This is a genomic window from Rhizobium hidalgonense (genome assembly GCF_005862185.2).
Lineage (GTDB): Bacteria > Pseudomonadota > Alphaproteobacteria > Rhizobiales > Rhizobiaceae > Rhizobium > Rhizobium hidalgonense.
The window spans coordinates 1,618,700-1,638,130 of record NZ_CP054027.1 but is presented as its reverse complement, the minus strand read 5'-3'; the positions used below and the strand labels follow the sequence as shown (position 1 = coordinate 1,638,130).

The window sequence follows — 19,431 nt, the reverse complement described above, 5'->3', positions numbered from 1 at the left end:
GAAGTGTACAATCGCAAACATATCTTTGCAAAGTTTTCTTTGCAATAATATCTGAAGCTTTCGAATGCCGCTTGAAATCCGGCTACCGCCCTAGTCAAGCACCGTGACGCACCCTAAGACCGTCACCACGATCCGCATGAAATGAGGGGCAAGGATGGTTGAGGAAGCGCAAAAAAACATCGGCACGTGGTACATCGACCCCGACGCCGAAGACAGGATGGCCGATGGACATGCGCCGATCTGGCGCCACCTGATCGACCTCATGCTCGAGCGGGACCTGACCGACAAAAGCGTGCTCGATTTCGGCTGCAATCAAGGCGGCCTGCTGCGGCATCTCTATGCGATCCGCCCCTTCCGCAAGGCGCTCGGCATCGACATCGCCGACACCTCGATCGCCAAGGCCGAGAGGCTGAAGGGCAATCTGCCGATCCAGCATCAGGTCGGCAGCAGGCTGGAAGGCTGGAGCGAAGAATTCGATCTCGCCGTCAGCCACGAAGTCATCTATCTCGTCCCCGATATCGACGCCCACTCTGCCGATATAAGGCAGGCGCTGAAGCCCGGCGGCGTCTATTATGCGGTCACCGGATGCCATACCGACAACCCGCTCTGGCCGAAATGGCGCGAGCTCGTCGCCAACCGTACCAACACAGTCGTGCAGGATCGGTCGATCACCGATTACGGTCGCGCCTTCGAAAAGGCGGGCTTCGACGTCTCCGCCCGCAAACTCGAATATGACGGCTTCATCCCCTTCGTGGCGGACGGCTGGACGCCCGACTTTGCCGATGCGCTGGATTATTACACCCAGACGAAAATCGTCTTCAGGCTGGTGAAGCGCTAGATACCACCGGCTGAAGCCGCATCAGCTCGACATCGAAATGCGGCGGATTGTTCGGAGCGACCTGGACGAAGCGGCCTCTGACGCGGAATATTTCCTGGATGAGATTGCGCTCGGCCAGCTCGCGCGGCGCGCCGTCGAACCTCAGCTGCCCCTTTTCGAGCAGCGAGATTCGATCACTGACGGCGATCGCCTGGTTGATGTCATGGATCGCCATGACGATGGTCACGCTTTTTTCGCGGCTCAGCCGATGCACGAGATCGAGCACCTCGACCTGATAGCCGATATCCAGGAAGGAGGTCGGCTCGTCGAGCAGCAGGATCTCCGCTTCCTGGGCGAGAGCGGCCGAAATCCAGGCTCTCTGCCGTTCGCCGCCGGACAGTTCGCGAAGGCTGCGGTCAGCCAAATCAGACAGCCCGGTGCTTTCGAGCGCCCATTCGATCGCCTCTTCGTCGCGGCTGTCATAAGAGCGAAACAGGCCGACATGCGGGTAGCGGCCCTGCCGCACGAGCTGGGCGACGGTCATCTCGTCGGGTGCGGTCGGCTGCTGCGGCAGGAAGGCGAGCCTTTTGGCCAGCATCCGACGCGACATGGAGGCGACGGCAACGCCGTCGAGCGATGCCCTGCCTTCGGCTGGCCGGATCAGACCCGCCAGCGCATGCAGCGCCGTGCTCTTGCCTGAGCCATTCGGGCCGATCAGCGCCCGGATCTCGCCCTTTTCGAGCGACAGGCTGAAGCTCTCGAGGGCCTTTCGCTTGTTGTACATCACCGAGAGATCGGAACAGGACAATGGCATTTCGGCCTCACATAGTTTTGCGCAGCAGCGCGAGCAGAAGCGGCACGCCGAAAACGGCCGTAACCACGCCGATCGGGATTTCCTCGGCTTGGCCGAGCAGCCGGCCGATGAGATCGCCGAGCGTGACGATGACGGCGCCGAGCACGATTGTCAGCACAATCGACAGCATGAAATTCCGCCCCGCCAGGAACCGGGCGAGATGCGGCACGATGAGACCGACGAAGACGATCGGCCCAACTGCGCCGACGGCACTCGCCGCAAGCGCGCAGGAGACGACCAGCACGATCGAGAATTGCCTGCGATAGCCGAGCCCGAAGGAGCGCGCGACAGGCGCATCGAACTGCAGCAGCATCAGCGGCCGGGAGATGACCGGCAGCATGGCGAGCCCGACGATGGTGAAGGGCAGCAGGAAGAGCGCGTGCTCCCAAGTGCGGGCGTAAAGGCTGCCCGACAGCCATTCGAGGATGATCTCGATGCGGGCCGATCCCCATCCGGCGATGAGGCCGATCGCCACCGCATGCAGCACCGCACCGACCGCCACGCCGCAGAGCGTGATGCGCAGCGCGCTGAGCCCGAGACGGAAGGCGAGCAGATAGATGACGCCGCCGGCAAGCAGGCCGCCGGCAAGGCCTGCCGCCGGCAGCCACGCGACCGGCAGTTCGGCCAGCGTGTTCGAGCCCGGCTCGAAGATATAGACGGTAAAGAGCAGGAAGACCGTCACCGACAGCGTCGCCCCCTGCGACACGCCCATCAGCGACGGGTCGGCCAGCGGATTGCGGGTGATGGTCTGCAACAGATATCCCGCCAGCGAAAAGTGGATGCCGGCGAGAATGCCGGTGACGATGCGCGGCAGCCTGATATCGAGAATGATCAGTCGCGCTTCCGGCGAGCCGCCGCCGGTCAAGACGGCCGCGACGTCAGCCATAGGGACATCGGCGACGCCGAGGAAGATCGCGGCCGCAAGCGACAGCACCGCCAAGATGGTGAGCACGGCCGCCATGCCAAGGCTTGCCGAACCGGCCGATGTCGATGCCGGCGCGCTCATCGCGGCCCACCCGCAAGGCTCAACCGCCCGCGCTGGACGAGATAGATGAAGATCGGGCCACCAAGCAATGCGGTGACGATGCCGACCGGCAACTCGCGCGGAATGGCGATGCTGCGCGCGAAAACATCGGCGGCGGTCACGATCAGCGCGCCGAGGGCAGCGCTCAATCCGATTTCCCATCCCGTGCCGCGGGGTTTCAGCAGCCGGGCGATGTGGGGAGCGGCAAGACCGACGAAGGCGACCGGCCCCGCGATCGGCGCGACGCCCGCGACCGGAATGACGGCCAGAATGAGGATCAGCGGCTTCCACAGGCCGAGCTGCAGACCCATGCCGGCCGCAGCATGGTCACTCAGCATGAACATGCCGATGACGCGCCGGAGCAGGAGCGCACCGACGACGCCGGTAATCGTCCAAGGCAGCATGTAGAGGAGATGCGACCAGGTGCGCCCCTGGAAACCGCCGGCAAGCCAGAAGAGCAGCGATGCCGATTGCGGGCCGGTCAGCAGCAGCACATAGGTGGTGATCGCGCCCAAAAACAGCGAGACGCTGACGCCGCCAAGCGCAAGCTGCAACGGCCGCCCCTGCCCGCCGCGCGACACCCAGAACGTCACCGAAGCTGCCGCAAGCCCGCCGGCAAGGCCGATGAAAGGATAATAGGCAGGCGAAAGCCAGGGCAGGAAGACGAAACAGCAGACGATCGGTGCGACCGCCCCCGACGTGACACCGGTAATGCCGGGATCGGTCAGCGGATTGCGCGTCAGCGTCTGCAGCACATAGCCGGAAACGGCAAGGCCCGCACCGCCGGCAGCCGCCGCCAGGCTCCGCGGCAGGCGCAGCGTCCAGACGAGAATGGATTCGATCTTGCCGTCGGGCGCCAGCAGCACGCGAAGTGCGGTCTCGACCGAAAGCGTCTTGGCGCCGACCAGCAAGCCGAGCATCGCCGCCAGCATGGCGGCGACGACGATGAGCCCTATGGCCAGGAATGATTGCCGGGGGCTCATCGCAGGCCTTGTCGTTGGGCTTAGTTCTGCAGCTCGGCCGGGATCAGCTTGGCGGCTTCCGCCTTGACGTCGACCGCCGGGAACGTATCGGGATAGAGGTAGTGCGCGGCCTCGCGCAGCACGATTTCGCGAGCGATCGGGCCGTTGGTCTCGACCCACTGGTCGCCGACATAGAAGACCCGGTTGTTCTTGACCGCTGACAGCTGCGACCAGATCGGATTGCTCTCATGCGGGCGATCCGGGCCGGAATCATAAACGAAAATGACCTCGGGATCCTTTTCCAGCATGGTTTCCAGGCTGAGGTCGATGCCGAACTCGCCGCCCGGGCTCTTCGGCCCCGGAATATTGTCGCCGCCGATCGCAGCGACGATCGAGGTCGAGGTGTTTTCCGTGTGGAAGGCGAAAGGCGTCGCGCCGCCCCACATGATCAGGAAACGCGGGTGGCCCTTCGGCGCCTTGGCGGCGAACTCCGACAGATGCTTGCGAAAATCGGCGTTTAGCTGCTCGCCGCGCGCGGGCTTGCCGAGCAGCTTGGAAAGGGCAGCGGTCTCGCTGTAGCTCTCTTCGAGCAGCTCCATATTGTAGGCGACATAGGGTGCGATGTTTTGAAGCTGCGCGGCATTGCCGACCGTATAGCGGCGGATCGCGATGATCAGATCCGGCTTGGCTTCGGAGAGAAGTTCGAGATTGGGCTTGGCGCGCTGGCCGATCTGCTTCATCCCAGAGGTGAGGCCGAGCAGGAAATCGGGCTCGCGGCCTGACGTCATATAGGTGCTGGCGACCGGCTTGATGCCGAGTGCCAACGCAACATCGTCGGCGAAATAGGAAATCGAGGCAATGCGCTTCGGCAGCGCCGGGACTTCGACGGCTACGCCGCGATCATCTACGATGACGCCGCGGTCGTCGACGATCGAGATTTTACCGCCATCATCCGCTTGTGCAGCGCCGGCCGCCAACATTGCGGACAAGCCCAGGGCCGAGAAAAATCTGCGCGCGTATCGAGTCATGTCTGAAAACTCCCCTCTGATGCGCACAGGCTTTAGCCAAAAAAGCGGAGTTTCACAATCATGATTCTTTTGTGCGATTTCGGAGAAGCACCGGCTCCTGGGCTCAATCCTCCCGCAGGGTGAACACTGCGCAAGGATCGGCGATGCCGCGGAGGCTGTGCTCTCCGAGCGGCATCAAGGAAGCCGTCGTATTCGCGGCAAGCGCGCCGGAGATCAGCACGGTCCGGCCGAGCGGCTTGCAGAGCCCTTCAAGCCGACTGACCAGATTGACCGCGGGGCCGATAGCGGTAAAGTCCAGCCGGTCGGCCGCGCCGATATTACCCCAGAGGATCTCGCCGAAATGCAGCGATGCGCCGAATGGCAACGGCGCCAGCCCCTGCGCCTGGCGCACTTGGTCGAGATGGGCCATGCCGGCACGGCTGGCAGCGACGGCCCGGAGCGCCGCCTCGCACGCTTCCCGATCAGCCCGAACCTCGTCGCCGGAAACGGCCGTGACCGGAAAGATCGCCAGCACGCCGTCGCCGATGAATTTCAGCACCTCGCCGCCGAAAGCGTGCACGGCGCCGGCGACGCGGTCGAAATAGGCGTCGAGCGCTGATATCATTGCCTGCGGCTCTGTCACTTGCGAAAGCGCGGTGAAATCCCGCAAATCGGCGCAGAGAAGAGCCGCACGAATGGTTTCGCCGGTGCCGCGGGCAAGCGCGCCCGACTGAACACGGGCCGCGCTGCGCCGGCCAAGATAGGCTTCCAGCAGCGCCGCGCGCGCCTCCCGCGCCGCAAGGGCTGCAAGCGGTGCGGCGGCAAAACGCGCAACCTCCTTCAGCCGGACGGCTTCACCGGGAGCGAATTCGCCCGCCCCTGCCCCCTTGCCGATGCCCGCCCAGCCGAGCATGGCGCCGTCCTGTGAAGGCCCGATCTTTTCCTCCCAAACCGGCCCGAGCCCGGCCAGCCATTCACGCCCGGCATCGCTTTGAGGTGCGGCGGCAAAAGTGAGCGCCTCGATGACCGCGCCGGTCTCGGCCCGCCACAGCCAGGTGCGCCGCGCAATGATCGGATGCGGCACCGAAAGCGTCAGCGCGCCACCGGAAAGCGCCAAGCCATCGGCCAGCAGCCGGCGCCCGAGTTCGGCCAGAAACCGATCGGGCCCAGGCGAAGCCGCAGCCTCGTCAACCAGCCAGGCAAGGGAGGAAGGCAGATCCATGGGTTAACATCGCATCGCCCGAAAACGTTCGCAAGCCCGGGGCATCCGCCCGCTGATGCTCCCGCAGCCCGTCTCGGCTCTTGCGCCTGCCGCTTCTCCCCAAAACCCCTGTCAACCCCACCACCGAAACACCTGTGGAAAACCATTCACCACGGTGGAAAACAACCAGATGAACACTTTAAAATTGCGCGACATTGATTCGATTATGTGCCAGCTTGTCATAAGCGATTGAGGGGTTGCTATGAGCACGACATACTGGCCGAAAGACCCGCTGGACGGGAATGATATGACGCTGCTGACATCGATCCTTCGCCGGTGGTGCGCCCGTTACGGAATCGATTTTACCGCGGAAGAGAGCAAGCGGAAGGCGAAGGAACTCGTCGAGTGGTTCGAGTTCGGCGTCAAGGATCCGGCCGAGCTCGAAGAGCTGATCGACGGGAAATACTGGCTCGTCAGCAATATCTGAGCGCAGTGCTGATTTCCAAGAGAAAAGGCCGGGCGAAACATCGCACCGGCCTTCGTTTGTCTGCCCCTGTCCGAGGCTTTTAGTAGTCGTCCCGCCAGCGGCGCTCGCGATCCCAGCGCCGCTCATGGCGCCAGCGCGGGCCGTCCCAGTCGCCGTGACGCCGCTCCCAGCCCCAGCGGGGCGGGCCGCCGTAGAATGCCACCGGCGGCGGGCGTCGCCAATTGCGCCGGCATTCGCCCCAGCGGGTCAGGTGCCAGCCGCGGCCACAGGCGTAGTCGACCTTTGTGACAGTGCTCTCAACCTTGATTGTCCCCATCGGCATCGCCTCAGCTGTGCCGATCGAGAGGCTGCCAGCGAGCAAGGCAGCCGCGATAGAAAGTGCCTTCATCGAAAAACTCCAATTCATCCAGCCGCAACCACCCTAGGTTCGCCAAATTGAACTGGAGATGAACTGCGCATTCATGTTTACGGGAGAAATAGCAGCGCTTTCCGACGAATGAAGGGAGCACCGGCCGGCCGTTTTTCCAGCAACGGCAAGCGCTTGAGCAGCGCCCCGCCGCCGGCGGAAAATCGTTCATGTCCTGCCGTAAAAAGGATCCGGACCGGGATCGCGACCGGCTGCAACCTCGGTGAGCCGCCCGAGGTAATGGGCCCAGCCTTCCGCATGACCAGCGCATTGATCGGCGCTCGGCAGGCCGGTATGGGTGAGCCGCAGCAGCGTTCCGCCCCCCTGTTCGATCAGGTCGATCTCGACCAGGCTGGAGCCCGGCGGCACCACCTCGCTGCCGTCCCAGCCGAAGCTGTAGGCAAGCCGATGAACCGGCACCACCTCGCGAAACGAGCCGCGCGCAAATCGGGCGCCGGTGACGTTGACGAGATAGAGCCCGCCCGGCTCCGGCTCGACCTCGGCCTCCGTCCCCATCCAGCGCAGGATCTTCTCCGGATCGGTCATCAGCGCGAACACCGCCGCCGGAGGTGCTGCGATATGCGCCTCGCGGTGAACGACGAGGGGGTCTTGCATGTCTCTCTCCCATGGTTGTCATGGCCTGCCCTCGCCTCAGGCGGGATCAGCGGGTCATGCTGTTTTGACGTGGGTGTCCTCACCCGGAGCATGTAGGCAAACGTGTACGTTCAGCAAGGGCCACGGAGACATTCCTCACTAACGCTGACTCGTCACTGTACCCTCCGCTTACTCAGTGCACTCGCTCCTATCGTCGCTGGCCCCCTCATCTGCGTGCCGGCATAGGCATCTGACCTGGGTATGCCGGCACAACCGCCTTGCCGTTCGGGCCACTCACGCCTCGACCATCCCGCATCCGCGATGAAAGCATTTCGCCCTATTGCCAGCCCGCCGCCTTGCCCCTATTGTCCCCGCCGTTCTCAGGGCGGGGTGAAAGTCCCTACCGGCGGTATGCAGTTTCGATTGCGAGCCCGCGAGCGCCTTCTTCGGAAGGGTCAGCAGATCAGGTGAGATGCCTGAGCCGACGGTCATAGTCCGGATGAAAGAGAACGCGCGTTCCTGCCGCCCTTGCGGGCTGTCGGGGACGTTCGTGATCGCCTTGGGTGACGTGTCTGTACGCCAAAGGAGATTACCATGACACCCACCCGTTACGCCTTTATCAAAGCCGGCTGGCACGCCGATATCGTCGACCGTGCGCTCGAAGGTTTCCAACAGCTTGTTCCCGCCGAGCAAATCGACGTGTTCGATGTTCCTGGCGCCTTCGAAATGCCGCTGCTGTCGCGCGATCTTGCCGCGAGCGGGCGCTATGCCGCCGTCATCGCCGCCGCCTTCGTCGTCGATGGCGGGATCTACCGCCACGAATTCGTCGCCCAAGCCGTGGTCGATGGCCTGATGCGCGCCGGCATGGATACAGGCGTACCGGTGCTGTCGGTCTCTCTGACACCGCATCATTATCAGGAAACCGAGCATCATACCCAGATCTACCGCGCCCATTTCGTCGAGAAAGGGCGTGAAGCTGCAAAGGCGGCTCTAGTGATCGGCAAAACCCGCGCCGCTCTCGCCGCATAAGGGCATTCATCTTCCGCCGCCGGCTCGACGAGCCGCAGAATGACAACGAAGACGGCGGGAACCGGTCCCGCCGCCTCATCGGATCGACAGACCTTGCGTCATCCCGAGCGACGCCTTGCGTTACAGCGGAATCCGCAAAGCTAGCCAAGAATAATTGATTCGACGCCCCGCCCGCGCTGTGGTCCACTGACCGCCGACATGTATCGCCATTCTTAACGCATCCAAAACCTCAAGGAGCTGAAGATGAGCAATGCAATGCGCAATGAATCCCCTATCGAAAATTCGCAAACACGGCCCGTCGACACCAAGCTCGAAGTGGTCGTCATCCCCGTTGCCGACGTCGACCGCGCCAAACGTTTTTACCAGAGTCTGGGCTGGCGGCTCGACGCCGACTTCGACAATGATCCCGATTTCCGGGTGATCCAGTTTACCCCGCCCGGCTCCGGCTGTGCGATCATCTTCGGCAAGAACGTCACCGCCGCAGCCCCCGGCTCCGCCCAGGGGCTCTACCTCGTGGTCTCCGACATCGAGGCAGCTCGCCGTGATCTCATCGCCCGCGGCATCGAAGTGAGCGACGTGTTCCATGATGCTGCCGGCGTCTATGCCGGCAAAGACGAACCGTACCTCTTCGGACGGCTGCGCGTCGCCGGCCGCGATCCCGAGCACCGCAGCTATCGCTCCTTCGCCTCGTTCAAGGATCCCGACGGCAACGGTTGGCTGTTCCAGGAAGTCACCGCCCGCCTGCCTGGCCGCATCGACGCCGACGAGACGGCCTTCTCCACATCGAGCGACCTGGCGTCCGCCCTGCGCCGCGCGGCAATCGCCCACGGCGAACACGAGAAGCGCAACGGCGGCAAGCACGACGAGGGCTGGCCGGACTGGTACGCCGAATATATGGTCAGCGAACAGGCCGGCCGGGAGCTGCCATTGTAGGAGACGGCAGACGCTGGGAGCACCTGCCTCGCTCTTGGAGGCCCCTCAGGGCGGGGCCTCTTTCCTTTACCGGGGTGCCGCGCGGCACCCCCTCTGTCCAGCCGGACATCTCCCCCACAAGGAGGGAGATCGGCTGGGCGTAACGGCGTCCCCAAACAACTGAGCATTGTGATTGTCGATGCCGTTCGAGAGGGAGCGATGGTCAAGCCTCTTGCCTGCCAATCTCCACCTTGTGGGGGAGATGGCCGGCGGGAGAGAGGGTGGTGCCACACAGCACACCCTCTCTCCCTTTCATCCCAAGACGAGCCCAACCCAACGCCCGCAGCTCGCGACTCACCTGTAGAACATATCCCGCCACTGCTTCTCACCGATCAGGCAATCCGTCGGCGGCCCAGCTCCGGCGACCGTCTCCATCGTCGGCGGCGGGGACAGGCCGCTGATCTCCAGCACCAGCTTGCGGCGCACGGCGATGGCGAAATCCTCGATCTTGTGGACCGGCAGCACGAAGGCGCCGGGACCGCCGATGACGCAATCGGCGTAATATTTGTCGAGCCCGCCGGGCGCATCGGAAGGACGCAGCATGATGGCCAGCCCATTGATGATCATGCCTGATGCCACCGCCTTGTCGCGGACAGGCGTGACAGGATCACCTGAGTTGTTCGGGCCGTCGCCGGAAACGTCGATCACCTCGCGCCTGCCCTGGAAGGGACCGGTGCTGATCATGTTGGCGCCCTGGTCGATGGCGGTGGAGATCGAGGTTCGCCGCTGCGTGGCGATCGGCCGGGCGTCGAGCTTGTCGGCGAAAGCGATCGCATCCGCTTCCGTCTCGATCACCTGCCAGTCGATCATCGAATCCTGGACGACATAGCCCGCCCATTCGAAATAGCTGATGGCAATCCGGCCGGTCAGACCGCCCTTCACCGCATCGATAAATTCCTTGTGCTTGAGCGCCGCGACATAGCCCTCGCGCTGAATGCCGATCTCTTCGAAATCCATCGACCGCGAGGTGTCGACGGCAAGTACGATACTGACGTCGACCTCGTTTGCCCCTGCCTGCGCTGCCGGGACGAGGCCGGAAAGACCCATGAGCACCGCAACTGTCGTCAGCATCGGCAAATCCCCGCGCCATTCAAGCCAGCGAACTCTAACACAGCTGGATTGTCTCGGGACGCCCGCCCGCGCGCGCGGCTTCAATTTTAGGTGATGGCATCGGGAGCCTCAATGCAGGGGCAGCCACAAGGGCGTCTTCCACGCCTTCAGCGCCTCGAGAAAAACCTGCAGGCGCAAGGGCAGGAAGCGGCGTGTGGGATAGACCGCATGCACGAATATTTCCTCCGATGACCAGTCCGGCAGCAGGCGGATCAGTTCGCCTCTTCTAATCTCATCTTCGCAATAGGTGGAAGGTAGGAGCCCGATGCCGTGTCCGCGATAGGTGAAGGCGCTCACCGCCGCGAAATCCCGGCTCGAGACCGGCCCCGACACCTGCTGGCGGACCGATTTGCGGCCGCTGACGAGATGCCACTCCGCTTCGCCGTTGCGGCCGTTCAACAGCACGCACCGGTGGTACTTCAGGTCTTCGGGCGTTGAGGGAAGCGCCCTGCCCTTCATATAGTCCGGCGTGGCGACCAGATAGCGCACGCTCTTTCCGAGCCGCTGTGCGACGATCGAGGAGTCCTTGAGCTCGCCGAAGCGGATGCCGAGATCGATATTTTCGGCGATCAGATCGAGAAACAGGTTGGTGACGAAGAGATCGATCCGGATTTCGGGATAGGTCTTCAAGAAAGCCGAAACGAATTCGTAGAAGACCTCCTGTCCGAAGATGACGGGAACGGAGATCTTCAGCAAGCCTTCCGGCTTTCTATGCGTTTCCGTCAATACCTGCTCGGCGTCCATAAGATGGGCGAGCGGCTCGCTGCACTGATCAAAATAGGCGCGGCCCTGCGCGGTCAGGCTGAGCTTGCGGGTCGTCCGCTGCAGCAGCGTCACGCCGAGTTGCTCCTCCAGCGACGTCACCTTCCGGCTGACGGTGGAGACCGGCATGCCGAGAGAATGGGCAGCGCGGCTGAAGCTGCCGTAGCGCGCCACCGTCACGAAAACCGCGATGTCGTTGAGGTCTGCCATGCCGAGATTTTTGCATTAATGCAAAAGAGAATCCAGATATTTCCATCTAATCGAGGAATGGAGTTTTCGCCATATTCACCCTGCGAAAACAACCACAAATCCGATGGAGGCGCATTCGCAGCCGCCCCATCTCGAGCGACCCGGCCTTCGCAAGCGCAAGACCTCCGTTGCCCGACCAAATTATGGAGTTCAACATGACTACCGGAAAGACTGTCATCGTCACGGGCGCCTCCCAGGGTATTGGAGCAGGGCTCGTCAACGCCTTCATCGAGCGCGGCTACAATGTTGTCGCCACCTCACGCCAGGTCAGCACCTCGGATGCCTTGCAGGCTTCGGAAAGACTGGCGCTTGTCGACGGCGACATCGGCAATGCCGAAACCGCAGCGCAGGTGGCAAAAACCGCTATCGACCGGTTCGGCTCGATCGACGGCCTCGTCAACAATGCCGGTATCTTCCTGGCCAAGCCATTCGTCGATTTCACGATGGCCGACTTCAGGACATTGTCCTCGACCAATCTCGAAGGCTTCATCCACCTGACGCAACTGGTCGTCGGGCAGATGCTCACACAGAAAACCGGCGGCAGCGTTGTCAGCATCACCACGCCATTGACCGATCATCCGATTGCCGGCTTCTCCGCCTCGGTATCGATGATGACGAAGGGCGGCATCAACGCCATCTCCAAGAACCTGGCGATGGAATATGCCAGCGAGAGAATTCGCTTCAATATCGTCGCTCCCGGCGTGGTGGACACGCCGCTGCATAAGGACAATCCGAAAGACTTCCTCAGCACGCTGTCGCCGATGGCTGGCATTTCCAACGTCGAGGAAATCGTCGATGCGGTCGTCTTCCTGACCGAAGCTCCGCGCGTAACCGGGGAGGTGCTGCACGTCGACGGCGGCGCACATCTGGGCAAATGGTAAACCAAGTGAAAGCGTTGGCAGCCGGCGCGGAACGACGGCTGCAGGAACAAGGCATTGCGCTTCCCCCGCCGCCGACACCCCTGGGTGCCTATGTCGAGGCGGTCACATCAGGCAAGCTGATCTTCTTCAGCGGCATGTTGCCGGTTCTCAACCGCGAGCCGCGCTATATCGGCCGCGTCGGTGGCGCACTGACGGTTGAAGATGGCAAGAAAGCGGCCGAAACGGCGGCGCTCAGCGCACTTGCAGCCGCCAAGGACTATCTCGGCTCGCTGGACAGGATCGCAAAAGTCGTCAAGCTCGGCGTCTATATCGCCACCGAAGGCGATTTCCGCGACCATCCGAAGGTTGCCGACGGAGCGTCGGAAATGTTGCTCCAGGTCTTCGGCGAAGAAAAGCTCTCCGGCCGCGTCGTGCTCGGCGTCGCCAGCCTGCCGCTTGGCGTGCCTGTTGAACTTGAGCTCGTTCTCGAGGTTGAGGATTGAAAAAGGGCCGCCCCTCATCCGCCTGCCGGCACTTGCTCCCCGTAAACGGGGCGAAGGGGATACAACCTCTCCGTTCCCCTCCCACCTCTCGTATGGGGCACGTCCCCTCTCCCCGTCAGAGCGGGGAGAGGGTTAGGTGAGGGGCTGACGCCGCGGCACCCTCCGGCAAAACCTCACACCGCCACCAACAGCAGCACGTAAGCAATGACACTCACCATCAAGCCTCGAAACGCAAAGGTGACGCAGCGGTATTTGTTGCGGGCGATGGTGGAGAGGATGTTGGCGTTTTCGAGATATTGGTCGAAGAGATAGCGCTCGTCGCGCCGGAGTGCCGCCTCGAAGAACATGTCGCGATGACCGGGCCAGGCGCCCCAGAACAGCGAGGTCGAGCTGTTCAAGCGACGCGGCAGCACAACGAGGATGGCCGACAGGATGGAAAAGACCGAGGCTGCGGCAAGCAGGCCCGAGAACAGCATGCCGCCCGGCGTCCCGCCGATATAACGTGCCGGGCTGAAAACCGCCCTCACCTCGCTTGAACTCACCAGAAAGGCGAGCATGAAAGTAAAGATATAGGCGGCCTTCTGATCGGAAATCTTGATCTGATCGTAGAAGATGTCATTGATTTTCTTGATATGGTCAAAATATTCGACGCCGATATCCGCGCTCGACGGCTGGCTCAGCATAACCTCAGTTGCAGTTTCGAATTCGCTCACGTGAATACTCCGCCATCAAGTGTTTCCCTGATATTACACTTGGCTGCGAAAGCAAGAACACGTGCGCAACACGCTTGACTTTTCCACTCTACACAGACAAACGGGATGTGGGGTATGGGGTTGAGGTCATGCGGGGGCATTCCAAACACATCTTTCGCGCAGCGGTGGCGCTAGCGCTTGCTCTGCCTGCTTTCGGGCCGCCTGCAATGGCCGATCCCGTGCAGCGCGCAACGCCGGTCGCCGGTTCCGTCATCGCCCGCAAAACCGGCGAAGAGGTCCGCTTCATCGACGTGTCGGACTGGCGTGTCGTCGACATCAATCAGGATCTCCTGACCGGCGACGTGCTGCGCACCAATGCCAACGGCCAGCTCGCCATCGTCTTTTCCGATCACACCCAGGTTCGCCTCGGCCGCAATTCCTCGCTGCAGGTCAAGAAAATGGCCGCGACCGGCGACACGACACTGGAGCTGCAATCGGGAACGATCTGGGCGCGCGCCGAGCGCGGCGGCCAGGGCCTGACGGTCGAGACCCCTGCCGCTGCAGCCGCCATTCGCGGCACGGACTGGACCATGACCGTCGAGGGCAGCAAAACCTCGATGATCGTGCTCGAAGGCCGCGTGGCACTCAGCAACCCGCAGGGCAGCGTCGAAGTGAGCGAAGGCGAAGGAGCGGTCGCCACCATTGGCCAGGCGCCGCGCAAGCTCGTCATCGTCACGCCTGACGACCGCGAGCAGATGCTGTTTTACCTGAACCTGCGCGATGGCTTCGGCCTGATGCCGACCTCGCCGCTGCCGGCAGGCCGCATGGCCGACGAACGCCGCCGGCTGCTCGCTTTACCGCCCGAGCGCCGCACTACCGAGGACTGGCTTGCGCTCGCCGAGGTGCAGAGCGCCTTCGACGGAAGGCAGGTGGCGGCAGCAACCCTTCAGGAGGTTCGCCGCCGCAAGCTGACAGTGGTCCAGAAGGCGCGCGCCGACCTGATCGACGCCACCATTGCCGGGTCCGAAAAGCGTTATGACGATGCCGCAAGGCTGTTTGCATCGGCCATGCCGCATCTCGACCCGGCCCGCCGCAGCATGGCGCAATATGGCGGCTATTTCGCCCGCTCGCTTGCCGATCCAGCCCACGTCGAGAAACCGCCGTCGGCCGCTGTCGGACCCTATGGCGCGATCATGCAAGCTTATACGGCAGGCTTCCTTGAAAATCCCCGCGCCGCCATCGACATCATCAGGCAAGCCGAGAAGCGCTTTCCCGACGATCCCACCCTGCCCGCCATCCGCGCCCAACTCGCGCAGTTGGTCGACGATCGCGAACAAATGCGGGAGGCGGTTGACCGTGCTTTGGCGCTCGACCCGAACCATCCGATCGCCCTTGCCGCGCGCGCCGCCTACAAGGCCGGATACAAGAGCGATATCGACGGCGCCCTTGCCGACCTGAACCGCGCCATCGAGCTTGCGCCTGGCGCATCCGGGTCACTGAACTCGATGGGCCTGCTGCAGGGCGCCCGCGATGCCAATGGTGAGGCAGAAGCCGCTTTCCTCAAGGCAATCGCGCTCGATCCGCAAGATCCCGTCCCCCACGCCAATCTCGCCATCCTCTATCTCGACCAATCAAGGATGAAGGATGCCAAGCGCGAGATCGATGCGGCGCTCGCCGCCGATCCGGGCTTCGACATCGCCCTTCTCGCCCGCGGCCGCTACTACCTGCAGACCGGCGAGCGCGATAAGGCACTGGACGACCTGCTGGCCGCCAGCACCGCCAATCCGGCGCATTCTCAGTCGCAGCTGATGCTCGCCGCCGCCCATTATGAAAAGGGCGACCGCATCCCTTCCGAGCAGGCGGTCGACAATGCCGACAGACTCGACAAGAACGATCCCGTCATTCCGGCCTTCCGCACCGCCGTCGACATCGACGACTATGACGCCGAGGGCGCGATCCGCAACGCGCAGGAATTTCTCCGCCGCTCCAGGGCGCGCGGCGGCGATTACAGCGCGCTCGGCGCCAACGAGGATGCCGGCTCGACGCTCAACAACGCCTTCCGCCTACAGGGCCTGGATGCCTGGGGCCGCTATTACGGCGATGCCGTCTTCAGCCCCTTCGAAGGCACCGGCTATACCGACCAGTCGATCAAGGGCAGCATCTTCCCCTTCAGCAACGCGACTGATTTCGGCGACGACAATATCAGCCAGTACCGCGCCAACACGTCGAGCTTCTCCTCGCTGTTCCAGGGCCTGCTGCTCGATCCGCACATGCTGTCGGGCCGTTCACGCTCGGCAACGCTTCTGCGCACGCCCTTCATCGAAGGCTCGCTCGGCGGCGGCATCACCAGCGTCGACGGCCATACACGCCGCGTCGGCGAGGCCGAGATACAGGGCTTCTCCAACGAGACGATCCCACTCAGCTTCTTCGGCAACCTGACCTGGGAAGAGCTTGCGCGCGACGGCGACTATACTGATTTCGGCGGGTTCTCCACCGATAACAAGATCCTCGGCGGCAACGGCTACCTGACGGCGACGATCACGCCGGACGATAGGGTCGTTGCCTATTTCAACGGCGCGAAACGCGATTATAACCTCGATACGCTGAGCGAGAATTCCCAGCTTTCGACCATTCTGAACGACGGGTTGTTCTTTCCCATATTCGGCGCCGCCGGCCCGCTGGTGCCCGACGAATTGCCGCTCTATCTGAACCGGCGCGACATCATCACGACAACCAATGCCGGCATCGGCTGGAGCCATACGTTCGGCTACGAAAACGTATTGAATGCCGCACTCCTCTATTCCGGCACGCGAACGAAGACGACTGCCGACCTGGCATTCGACTGGGAGATGGTGCCATTCCTCGGCGGTCCCGGCGCCGATATTCGTCCCTTCGGACAAACCGCCCAGGACCAGAGCTCGAAGACCTATGTCGCGGCCCTCAACCACGATATCGGGGTAGGACCGCTGACCTTCCGCTACGGCATAGAGGGCGGCTGGATCGATGCCCATAACAGCGACTTCCTTAACATCGAGGATATCATTCCGCGCCTTCTGCCCGGTGTGACGCTTGGACCCACGGAGACCGATGGCCGTGTCGACATCGGCCGCGCTTATGTCGACGTGCTGCACGAGATCACGCCAGATCTGAAGGGTGAATATGCGCTGTTCGGTACGCGCATGTCTGGCGGCAGCGTCGATGTCAGCCGGCTGGAGCCGCGATTCGGCCTTGCCTGGGCGCCTGTCCAGAACCATTGGCTACGGGCGGCCTTCATGCGCCAGAGCGTTGATACCGGCGTTCCCACCCTCGCCCCGGTCGGCATTCTCGGCCTGCAGCCGAACCAGTTCTCGGTGGGTGTCGAAGGTTATACCGATACGGCGGCGCTGCAATGGGATGCCGAATGGACCGACCGCTTCTTCACCTCGGTCGAATACCAGCACCAGGAACTGCATGATTTCTCGATCGATTTGCCGCTGATTGCGCTTCCGGCGGCCGACAGCCTGCCGCTGTCGCGCGGCAGCATCGACCGCGCCGCCGTCACTGCCAATATTGCGCTCGGCTATGGTTTCGGGCTTTCGGCCACCTATGCCTATATGGAATCGGAGAACAAGGACCCGCTGGAGCCGAATTACGGCGGCTCTCTGCCGTTCATTCCGAAGAATTCCGGCCAGATCGCGCTGACCTGGGTCAACGAGGCCAAGGTCAAGGCGACGGTGGCGGCCAACTATGTCGGCGAGCGCGACGGCGACGATCTCGGCACCAAACTCGACGACTACTGGAGCCTTGACGCTCACCTGATCTGGGAACCGCTCGACAAGCGCATGGCGCTCGAAGCGTCCGCCTACAACCTGCTCGACGAAGACTTCGAAATAACGCCCGGCGTTTCCGGCTGGGGCCGCGCCTTCAAGGGCACGCTCAAAGTCCGATTCTGATGCGGGACAAACCTCGGCGGGCCAGGCATATCACGAGCCGCCATCTCCGGCTGCTCGTGCTGTCGCTGACCACGCTGATCGCCATCTCGCTTCTGTCGCGCCTGCCCGCCTGGTCGCTGCTGGAACTCAGAAGCTTCGACTATCTCTCGACCGTCGACGACCCACGCCCGCCGCAGGGTGGGCCTGTGATCGTGGCGATCGACGAGCCCTCACTGGCCGATATCAACGCGCAATGGCCCTGGCCGCGCAGCCTGCATGCCGAGCTCATCAGGCAGCTGCGCGCAGCCGGCGCCCGTGCCATCGGCCTCGACATCATCATGGCCGAACCCTCCAATCCCGACAATGACGCGGCGATCACCAAGGCAGTCGGCGCCGATATCGTGCTCGCCGGCGACGAAATGCTGATCGAGACGCCGCAGGCCTCGCAGCTCATCCGTGCCACACCGCTGCCGCAGTTGACCGAAGCGGGCGCGGTGACCGGCATCGCCTCGATCGATCTCAGCGGCGACGGCATCTTCCGACGCATTCCAGGTTACGAGGACGGCTTTGCCGCGATGCTGGCGAAAACGTCGGGAGCGACACACGCATCCGTGCCGGCGGGTCAGCTCATCCAATCCTTGGGACCGGCCCGCAGCTATCCCACGGTTTCCTATTACCAGGCGCTCGACCCTGAAAATTTGCTGCCGCCAGATTATTTCAAAAACCGCGTCGTGCTGGTCGGCCTCAGCCTGCAGAATGCGCCCGAGATCGACAAGCGCGGTGTCGATGCCTTTGCGACACCCTATACCGTCCACACCGGCAAGCTCGTCTCCGGCGTCGAGATCCAGGCGACGATCTACGACAATATCCGCGCTGGACTGTCGATCGCGGAAGCCCGCCTGCCGACAGTTGCCGCCTGCATTCTGATATCGGTGCTGCTGGCCGCCGCAACCGTCTGGCGCTCGACAGGATGGCTGACGATCGTGACCAGTGCGGCGGCCCTCCTCGCCTTCGCGGCCGTCAGCTTTGCCGGCATCCGGCTTGCCCATGTCTTCGTCTCGCCACTCGGCCCGACCGTCGCTTATATCTCTGTCGTCTTCGGCCAGGCCGCCTTCGACTATGCCGAGGAGCGCCGCAACAAGCGCCAAATCATCCGCGCCTTCGCCCAATATATCTCGCCCGATCTCGTCAAACGCCTGTCCAACGACCCCTCGCAGCTGAAGCTCGGCGGCGAGCGGCGCACGCTCTCGGTGCTATTTTCCGATGTGCGGGGGTTTACCACCATTGCCGAGACGCTGAAGGACGATCCGGAGCAACTGACCGGCCTGATCAACCGGCTGCTGACGCCGCTCTCCGACGTGGTGATGGATCATGGCGGCACGATCGACAAATATATGGGCGACTGCATCATGGCCTTCTGGAATGCACCGCTCGACGATCCCGATCATGCGCTTCACGCCGTGCGCGCCTCGCTCGCCATGCAGGCGGCGATTTCGAGGCTGAATAGCCAGCTGGAGCGGGAGGCGGCCATATCTGGCCGTAAGCCGCACGTCTTGAAGATGGGCGTCGGCATCAACACCGGCGAATGCATCGTCGGCAACATGGGCTCGACCCGCCGCTTCGACTATTCCTGCCTCGGCGACAGCGTCAACCTCGCCTCCCGCCTCGAAGGCGCCTCGAAGAATTACGGCGTGGCGCTGCTGCTCGGCGAAGAAACCGCAAGGCTGGTCACTGAGACTTACATCGTCGTCGAACTCGACCGCATCATCGTCAAAGGCCGCACCCTGCCCTCGCCCGTTTTCACCGTCGTGCACAAGGCCGACTCCGAAGCGCTCGCCGCCCACCAGGCTTTCATCGAGACGAAATACGCCGGGACGTTGGCGCCGTCTGATCCCGTCTTCGACACGCTGGCTGCCGATATTCCCGAACTTGCCGCCTATTATGCGATCGTTCGGGATGCGCTGACAGAAGGCGGGGAATGACGGATCGGAA

Annotated in this window: 18 protein-coding genes and 1 riboswitch; of the genes, 8 read left to right on the top strand and 10 right to left on the bottom strand. The window is 63.0% G+C overall.

Features of this window, described 5'->3' with window-relative positions; translation table 11 throughout:
- The first annotated feature begins 154 nt into the window (after nucleotides 1-154).
- Complete coding sequence (locus FFM81_RS07750) at nucleotides 155-838, top strand: class I SAM-dependent methyltransferase (RefSeq protein ID WP_003564624.1); 684 nt, start codon at nucleotides 155-157, stop codon at nucleotides 836-838.
- Here the strand turns inward: FFM81_RS07750 and FFM81_RS07745 are convergent.
- From FFM81_RS07745 to FFM81_RS07725, 5 genes are all read right to left on the bottom strand, one after another.
- Nucleotides 819-1,631, bottom strand: coding sequence for an ABC transporter ATP-binding protein (locus FFM81_RS07745; protein ID WP_097534199.1), 813 nt, complete (start codon nucleotides 1,629-1,631; stop codon nucleotides 819-821). The genes FFM81_RS07750 and FFM81_RS07745 overlap by 20 nt on opposite strands.
- 7 nt (nucleotides 1,632-1,638) lie before the next feature.
- A complete protein-coding gene (locus FFM81_RS07740; RefSeq protein WP_025416537.1) occupies nucleotides 1,639-2,676 on the bottom strand; it encodes a FecCD family ABC transporter permease in 1,038 nt (345 codons plus the stop codon).
- Nucleotides 2,673-3,677, bottom strand: coding sequence for a FecCD family ABC transporter permease (locus FFM81_RS07735; protein WP_097534197.1), 1,005 nt, complete (start codon nucleotides 3,675-3,677; stop codon nucleotides 2,673-2,675). Before FFM81_RS07735 ends, FFM81_RS07740 begins: the two co-directional genes overlap by 4 nt.
- A 20-nt stretch (nucleotides 3,678-3,697) precedes the next feature.
- Complete coding sequence (locus FFM81_RS07730; protein WP_138385760.1) at nucleotides 3,698-4,684, bottom strand: ABC transporter substrate-binding protein; 987 nt, start codon at nucleotides 4,682-4,684, stop codon at nucleotides 3,698-3,700.
- A gap of 103 nt (nucleotides 4,685-4,787) precedes the next feature.
- Nucleotides 4,788-5,885 (bottom strand): adenylate/guanylate cyclase domain-containing protein, encoded by a 1,098-nt coding sequence (locus FFM81_RS07725; RefSeq protein WP_025416540.1) that lies wholly within the window; start codon nucleotides 5,883-5,885, stop codon nucleotides 4,788-4,790.
- Between the two features lie 241 nt (nucleotides 5,886-6,126).
- Between FFM81_RS07725 and FFM81_RS07720 the strand changes: the two genes are divergently transcribed.
- Nucleotides 6,127-6,351: a hypothetical protein gene (locus FFM81_RS07720; RefSeq protein WP_003564635.1), complete on the top strand. Its 225-nt coding sequence runs from the start codon at nucleotides 6,127-6,129 to the stop codon at nucleotides 6,349-6,351.
- A 79-nt stretch (nucleotides 6,352-6,430) separates the two neighbouring features.
- On the opposite strand, the gene FFM81_RS07715 is transcribed toward FFM81_RS07720, so the two are convergent.
- Nucleotides 6,431-6,739, bottom strand: a complete 309-nt coding sequence (locus FFM81_RS07715) for a GCG_CRPN prefix-to-repeats domain-containing protein (RefSeq protein ID WP_003564637.1) — start codon at nucleotides 6,737-6,739, stop codon at nucleotides 6,431-6,433.
- Nucleotides 6,740-6,925: 186 nt separating this feature from the next.
- Nucleotides 6,926-7,372 carry an SRPBCC family protein gene (locus FFM81_RS07710; RefSeq protein WP_003564639.1) on the bottom strand — a complete coding sequence of 149 codons (447 nt, stop codon included), beginning with the start codon at nucleotides 7,370-7,372 and terminating at the stop codon, nucleotides 6,926-6,928.
- A 351-nt stretch (nucleotides 7,373-7,723) separates the two neighbouring features.
- A riboswitch (FMN riboswitch) is annotated at nucleotides 7,724-7,866 on the top strand.
- A gap of 79 nt (nucleotides 7,867-7,945) precedes the next feature.
- Here FFM81_RS07710 and FFM81_RS07705 point away from each other — a divergent pair.
- Nucleotides 7,946-8,380, top strand: coding sequence for a 6,7-dimethyl-8-ribityllumazine synthase (locus FFM81_RS07705; protein ID WP_003564641.1), 435 nt, complete (start codon nucleotides 7,946-7,948; stop codon nucleotides 8,378-8,380).
- 243 nt (nucleotides 8,381-8,623) lie between these two features.
- Nucleotides 8,624-9,313 carry a VOC family protein gene (locus FFM81_RS07700; RefSeq protein ID WP_003564643.1) on the top strand — a complete coding sequence of 230 codons (690 nt, stop codon included), beginning with the start codon at nucleotides 8,624-8,626 and terminating at the stop codon, nucleotides 9,311-9,313.
- 333 nt (nucleotides 9,314-9,646) lie between these two features.
- Here the strand turns inward: FFM81_RS07700 and FFM81_RS07695 are convergent, their stop codons facing one another.
- Together FFM81_RS07695 and FFM81_RS07690 are read right to left on the bottom strand one after the other, a co-directional pair.
- A complete protein-coding gene (locus FFM81_RS07695; protein ID WP_138385759.1) occupies nucleotides 9,647-10,423 on the bottom strand; it encodes a DUF1194 domain-containing protein in 777 nt (258 codons plus the stop codon).
- A gap of 108 nt (nucleotides 10,424-10,531) precedes the next feature.
- Entirely contained in the window at nucleotides 10,532-11,434 is a 903-nt protein-coding gene (locus FFM81_RS07690; RefSeq protein ID WP_138385758.1) for a LysR family transcriptional regulator, read from the bottom strand.
- A gap of 194 nt (nucleotides 11,435-11,628) precedes the next feature.
- Here FFM81_RS07690 and FFM81_RS07685 point away from each other — a divergent pair, with 194 nt between their 5' ends.
- On the top strand, nucleotides 11,629-12,354 hold the full coding sequence (locus FFM81_RS07685) for an SDR family NAD(P)-dependent oxidoreductase (protein ID WP_003564648.1): 726 nt from the start codon (nucleotides 11,629-11,631) through the stop codon (nucleotides 12,352-12,354).
- The gene (locus FFM81_RS07680) at nucleotides 12,348-12,836 is read left to right on the top strand and encodes a RidA family protein (RefSeq protein ID WP_025416542.1); all 489 of its coding nucleotides are present in this window, start codon (nucleotides 12,348-12,350) and stop codon (nucleotides 12,834-12,836) included. Before FFM81_RS07685 ends, FFM81_RS07680 begins: the two co-directional genes overlap by 7 nt.
- 173 nt (nucleotides 12,837-13,009) lie before the next feature.
- Here the strand turns inward: FFM81_RS07680 and FFM81_RS07675 are convergent, their stop codons facing one another.
- Nucleotides 13,010-13,549, bottom strand: coding sequence for a Pycsar system effector family protein (locus FFM81_RS07675; protein ID WP_025416543.1), 540 nt, complete (start codon nucleotides 13,547-13,549; stop codon nucleotides 13,010-13,012).
- 128 nt (nucleotides 13,550-13,677) lie between these two features.
- Here FFM81_RS07675 and FFM81_RS07670 point away from each other — a divergent pair, with 128 nt between their 5' ends.
- The gene (locus tag FFM81_RS07670; RefSeq protein ID WP_138385757.1) at nucleotides 13,678-17,460 is read left to right on the top strand and encodes a FecR domain-containing protein; all 3,783 of its coding nucleotides are present in this window, start codon (nucleotides 13,678-13,680) and stop codon (nucleotides 17,458-17,460) included.
- A complete protein-coding gene (locus FFM81_RS07665; RefSeq protein WP_138385756.1) occupies nucleotides 17,454-19,421 on the top strand; it encodes a CHASE2 domain-containing protein in 1,968 nt (655 codons plus the stop codon). The genes FFM81_RS07670 and FFM81_RS07665 overlap by 7 nt, the downstream gene beginning before the upstream one ends.
- Nucleotides 19,422-19,431: the final 10 nt, after the last annotated feature.

Excerpts from the sequence above, each read along its gene's own strand:
- FFM81_RS07730 (WP_138385760.1), bottom strand. The coding sequence starts at position 4,684 with ATGACTCGATACGCGCGCAGATTTTTCTCGGCCCTGGGCTTGTCCGCA.
- FFM81_RS07685 (WP_003564648.1), top strand. The coding sequence starts at position 11,629 with ATGACTACCGGAAAGACTGTCATCGTCACGGGCGCCTCCCAGGGTATT.
- FFM81_RS07670 (WP_138385757.1), top strand. The coding sequence starts at position 13,678 with ATGCGGGGGCATTCCAAACACATCTTTCGCGCAGCGGTGGCGCTAGCG.
- FFM81_RS07715 (WP_003564637.1), bottom strand. The coding sequence starts at position 6,739 with ATGAAGGCACTTTCTATCGCGGCTGCCTTGCTCGCTGGCAGCCTCTCG.
- FFM81_RS07750 (WP_003564624.1), top strand. The coding sequence starts at position 155 with ATGGTTGAGGAAGCGCAAAAAAACATCGGCACGTGGTACATCGACCCC.
- FFM81_RS07710 (WP_003564639.1), bottom strand. The coding sequence starts at position 7,372 with ATGCAAGACCCCCTCGTCGTTCACCGCGAGGCGCATATCGCAGCACCT.
- FFM81_RS07690 (WP_138385758.1), bottom strand. The coding sequence starts at position 11,434 with ATGGCAGACCTCAACGACATCGCGGTTTTCGTGACGGTGGCGCGCTAC.
- FFM81_RS07725 (WP_025416540.1), bottom strand. The coding sequence starts at position 5,885 with ATGGATCTGCCTTCCTCCCTTGCCTGGCTGGTTGACGAGGCTGCGGCT.
- FFM81_RS07680 (WP_025416542.1), top strand. The coding sequence starts at position 12,348 with ATGGTAAACCAAGTGAAAGCGTTGGCAGCCGGCGCGGAACGACGGCTG.
- FFM81_RS07705 (WP_003564641.1), top strand. The coding sequence starts at position 7,946 with ATGACACCCACCCGTTACGCCTTTATCAAAGCCGGCTGGCACGCCGAT.
- FFM81_RS07720 (WP_003564635.1), top strand. The coding sequence starts at position 6,127 with ATGAGCACGACATACTGGCCGAAAGACCCGCTGGACGGGAATGATATG.
- FFM81_RS07700 (WP_003564643.1), top strand. The coding sequence starts at position 8,624 with ATGAGCAATGCAATGCGCAATGAATCCCCTATCGAAAATTCGCAAACA.
- FFM81_RS07740 (WP_025416537.1), bottom strand. The coding sequence starts at position 2,676 with ATGAGCGCGCCGGCATCGACATCGGCCGGTTCGGCAAGCCTTGGCATG.
- FFM81_RS07745 (WP_097534199.1), bottom strand. The coding sequence starts at position 1,631 with ATGCCATTGTCCTGTTCCGATCTCTCGGTGATGTACAACAAGCGAAAG.
- FFM81_RS07695 (WP_138385759.1), bottom strand. The coding sequence starts at position 10,423 with ATGCTGACGACAGTTGCGGTGCTCATGGGTCTTTCCGGCCTCGTCCCG.
- FFM81_RS07735 (WP_097534197.1), bottom strand. The coding sequence starts at position 3,677 with ATGAGCCCCCGGCAATCATTCCTGGCCATAGGGCTCATCGTCGTCGCC.